The organism is Pseudomonas sp. FYR_5, assembly GCF_043106315.1.
Lineage (GTDB): Bacteria > Pseudomonadota > Gammaproteobacteria > Pseudomonadales > Pseudomonadaceae > Aquipseudomonas > Aquipseudomonas putida_Y.
In genome coordinates this window covers 1-4,430 of record NZ_JBICMK010000109.1, presented here as the reverse complement: position 1 = coordinate 4,430, position 4,430 = coordinate 1, and the positions used below count along the sequence as shown (strand labels likewise).

At 51.4% G+C, this 4,430-nt stretch carries 3 protein-coding genes and 2 pseudogenes; all 5 read left to right on the top strand.

The window, feature by feature from the left end; all coding sequences use genetic code 11:
* On the top strand, nucleotides 1-2,244 hold a 2,244-nt coding region (locus ACF8RA_RS23205), incomplete at its 5' end, for an RHS repeat-associated core domain-containing protein (protein WP_392519616.1).
* A complete protein-coding gene (locus ACF8RA_RS23200; protein ID WP_100774671.1) occupies nucleotides 2,241-2,876 on the top strand; it encodes an imm11 family protein in 636 nt (211 codons plus the stop codon). The genes ACF8RA_RS23205 and ACF8RA_RS23200, both read left to right, overlap by 4 nt.
* 600 nt (nucleotides 2,877-3,476) lie before the next feature.
* The gene (locus ACF8RA_RS23195) at nucleotides 3,477-3,965 is read left to right on the top strand and encodes an imm11 family protein (protein WP_256559351.1); all 489 of its coding nucleotides are present in this window, start codon (nucleotides 3,477-3,479) and stop codon (nucleotides 3,963-3,965) included.
* 147 nt (nucleotides 3,966-4,112) lie between these two features.
* Nucleotides 4,113-4,316 (top strand): annotated as a pseudogene (locus tag ACF8RA_RS23190) (hypothetical protein); the annotation flags it as partial.
* 17 nt (nucleotides 4,317-4,333) lie between these two features.
* Nucleotides 4,334-4,430, top strand: a pseudogene (locus ACF8RA_RS23185) (hypothetical protein); the annotation flags it as partial.

Sequence of the window (4,430 nt, the reverse complement as noted above, 5' to 3'; positions counted from 1 at the left end):
GTAACGGACGCGCTGAACCAGACCACCACACTGGCGCGCAAGCCCGACGGCGAAGTGCTGCGCATCAGCCACCCGGACGGCACCACGGAAAGCTTCACCTACAACGTCTACGGGCAGGTGCTCAGCCACACCGACGGCAAGGGCCAGACCACCCGCCTGATGCGCACGGCCCGTGGCCTGCCGAGCAGCCGCCAGGATGCCAAGGGCCAACGGGTTCGGTACGAGTACGACAAGGCCATGCGCCTGACCGCGCTGGTCAACGAGAACAACGCCACGTACAGCTTTGCCTACGACGCTTCGGACCGGCTGAGCGAAGAAGTGCGGGTGGATAACCTGACCCGGCGTTTCAGCTACGACGTCGGCGGCCATCTCACACGACTGGATGAGATTGGCTATGGCGAAAATGCCGAGCGGCCCGAGCGCCATACGCTGTTCGAGCGTGATGCCATTGGTCGTTTGGTCGCCAAACTGAATAGCGACGCACAACAGCGATTCACCTATGACGACGGTGACCGGTTGCTGAGCATCGAGCGGCAACCGACCGGGATCGGCAAGCAGCTTGGGATCACGGAAGAGAAGCTGGAATACACCTACGATCTGCTCGGCCGACTGAGCAAAGAAATCAGCCCTGACGGCACGCTCGGCTACGAGTACGACCCGCTCAGCAACCTGACCACGCTGACCCTCCCGGATGGGCGCAAGGTCAATCACCTGTACTACGGCAGCGGTCACCTGCACCAGCTGAACCTGGATGGTCAGGTGATCAGCGACATGGAGCGCGATGACCTGCACCGCGAGGTGTACCGGACCCAGGGCAAGCTCACCAGTTGCTTCGGTTATGACGCCATGGGGCGCAAGGCCTGGCAGTTTGCCTCGACCTTGCCGGCCGACAAGCTTTCGCAGGTGCATAACACTGGCATCAATACCTCGTTGCTGGTCGAGCACGCCTACAACCCGATCCACCGCCGTTACCAGTACGACCCGGCCGGTGAACTGGTGCGTACCCTTGACAAGCTACGCGGCGAGATCAAGTACGAGTACGAAGCCAATGGCCAATTGCGCAGTCGCGATACCGGCTCGCTGATCGGCAGTGAGGAATTCCGCTACGACCCGGCAGCCAACCGCCTGGACTTCAATGCGCGGCAGTTCGACAAGGTCAAGGACAACCGCATCAAACAGTGGCGGGATCAGGAGTATCGCTACGACCCGTGGGGCAACCTGATCGAGAAGCGCTCGGGGCACAGTAAGCTGCAGCACTTCAGCTATGACTGCGAGAACCGGCTGGTGCGGGCGGAGACGTTGGTCAATGGCAAGCTGGAAAGCCAAGGCGAGTACCGGTACGACAGCCTTGGGCGGCGGGTGGCCAAGCAGGCTGAAATCAAGGGCGAGGTCGAACAGAAGCGCTTTCTCTGGCAGGGGCTGAGGATGCTGCGTGAGGAGACGCCTGCGAAGAGCATCTTGTACCTGTACGAGCCGGGTAGCTATGCGCCGTTGGCGCGGGTTGATCAGGTTGAAGGGGAAGAGCAGAAGGTCTATTACTTCCATACCGATCAGATTGGTACGCCGCTGGAGCTGACGGACAGTGACGGGCAGATCATTTGGCAGGCGACGTACCGTTGTTGGGGGGCTGTAGAGCAACTGCCTGTTAATAAGGTTGAGCAGAATCTACGCTTCCAAGGCCAATACTTTGATGTCGAAACCGGACTGCATTACAACACTTTCAGATTCTATGATCCTAAGGTTGGCCGATTTTTGACTCAGGACCCCATAGGCTTGGCAGGGGGCTTGAATATATATTCGTACGCTGAAAACCCTATCCAAGAAATCGATCCGCTGGGGTGGTGCTCTACGAAACTGGGTAATAACATGGGGGCCAGAAAGGGGGATGGAATGGCTAATCATCATTTAATCCCCGAAGAAATAATGAAAAAGCCTCGTTACGAAAAAATGTTTAACAGGCTTCGGTCAATGGGCTTTAATGATGATGGTGCATCCAATGGTATATTTTTGCCGGGTAGTAAGAAGCTAACGCAAAACATTGATCTGCCAGGGCATTGGTCAAGTCATGCTAAATATACTAAGGTCATTGAGTCTAAGATTTCTGCTTTGAATGACGCCTTTAGGGCTGGTAAGGTTTCTGATACGCAATTGGTATTAGGTATAGGTAAAATCCAGAATTTCGCGAGAGAAAGTCTGGAGAATAATACGTTTGTTGTGGATGCGATCACTGGGAGGCTTTTGTGAGTGGTTCCAATTATTACGTTTTACGCTATGACCCGCAGGGCAGTGGCTGCCCAATCGTGTTGTCAGGTTTTTTTAATTGTAGTGAGTTTGAATGGGATCCGTTTGAGCCAAGTCCGCTGGGGCTAAATATAACAAAAAAATATGTTTTAAAGCTGTCCGGGCTTGAAATGGAGTTGTCGGATCTGGAGTTTGATTACTACAGCATCGGTGATACTTATGTTTCGAAAAAATTTTTAGAGGTTTGCGATGAGGTTGGGGGGAAGTATAAGGCTATTCCTTTGGAGATAACCTATAAGGAGCAGTCTAGGAAAGGGGAGTTTTTCATTTTTCTTCCTGGTGAAAGTTTAGCGGCTCTGGATAAGATTGAGTCGGTATTCGAAACATCCAAGGACCTGGAGACCGGTCTCGAAATTGAAAGTCATATTTATACGGGGGCGGTGAATATTGATGCTATAAGTAGGTTTGTGGTTTCCCCAGAGCTGCAGTCGGATATTTTTAGATGTCAAGAAACCTTAGAGCTGTTTTGTAGTGAGAGGTTCAAGTCGGCGGCAACTGGCTTGAAGGGTGTTTCGTTTGAAAAAGTTGATGATAATTATTCGTATGATGCATGGGCTGAATTGAACGATATTTGAAGGCTCTAAGAGCTTTGCGAGGGGCTAGATGTCTTTGATTGTTGCGTGTCACGCCAGACCTTTGAAAATATGCAGCGCGTTGGTTCTGCCTAACAGGCGGCAGTGCCAGCGTTGCTTTTTTAGCACAGCGAGTGTAAGCGAAGTCTTCGCTCGTCAATCTTTAGACGGCGTGTCTCAGGGGGCTATAATACGATGCTTGGGATATATGGCTTTCAAAAAAATCATGTTGTTCCCGCGGCAGCTATCTAAGAATGCTGCAAGCAAGTGGGCGAGGTAACTGTTCATAATTTATACAATATTGATTTCCTGCCGAAATGTGAGGAGAGTCACCGGGTGTGAACGGTATATCGAAGCTCTTCCGCGTAATAATACTTCGACCATAGAGAAAAACTGGATGTTATTCACGATTACGTAAAAAGGTTGAACCAAAGCGGACTATCAAAAGGCTAACTCACGGAGTCATGGTTGATGAGAGAAAGGGATTGCGCGCAGATGAGTCGGCGCTGAATAAAAACTCTGCTAGAGAACCAGCTTGTGGTTAGGAATCATATACTTTCTATTTCAGATGATTACCCTGAGAGTTACTGGCTGAAGGTAAAGATGTTGTCAGGTGAAGAATCTGGGGTTTTTAAAGAGGGTGTGGCTGTAAGCAAGGATATAAAAGTCTGCTTCGAGGGATCAAAAAGGGTCAGTGCCTCCAAGCTCTTGAGCTATGATTTTTTTTACAGTGACGGGCCCAATTTGATTTCGCCACGGCTCTACGAATTAATGAGGGCAGAAAACATTTCTGGTGTTCAGTTTGTGGATGCGGATCTACTGATAGGTGAGGTTTCCTATGCTGGTTACAAAGTGTTCAGCGTGATTGATAAATCACCAGCTTTTAACTTGAAGGAGTCCGTTAGCGAACCGTTGCTTAGCTATATGCCAGATGGCCCTAGATGGTTCAGCAAGATAGTTTTGGATGATGAGGCAATACTTTCTAGTGACGTCGTTAGGGCTGAAGAGGAAAGCTCCGTCATTGTGGTGGCTGCTCGCGTCAAGTCTATTTTTGAAAATAGCTCGGTTCGCGGAGTGCAGTTTAAGGATTAGATATCTTGTCTTCGGGTCTTTCGAGATTTACTTTCTGCATAAGTTTTGTTGTGAGAGTTTGGTGGTGTGATCTTTAACAGTTAAGTATTGGACTGGCTCTGCCAAAGTGTTAGCGGAGCCAGTATTTTTACGGCATATATCGGCTAGCGCATCTACAACCCGTACAAGCAGGTGTACTTGGTGTGCACCGAGGGCGACCACTTCCTGCACTTCACTCGCACACCCGACGGAACATTGATCGACATCAGCGCCACCGGCGGCCCCCGCGTGCACCTGCAGTACGACAACCCGCTGGGTCGCCTAACCGACATCAAGCGCGTGGTGAACAACGAAGCGGTGGAAACGCTTATCACCACCTGACCACGCTGGTGACCCAGGTCAGCTACCCGGATGGCAGCACCTGGCGAGCGCGCTACGACGACAAGGGCAACCTGCTCGCCGAATTCGATGCCCTCGGCCAGATGA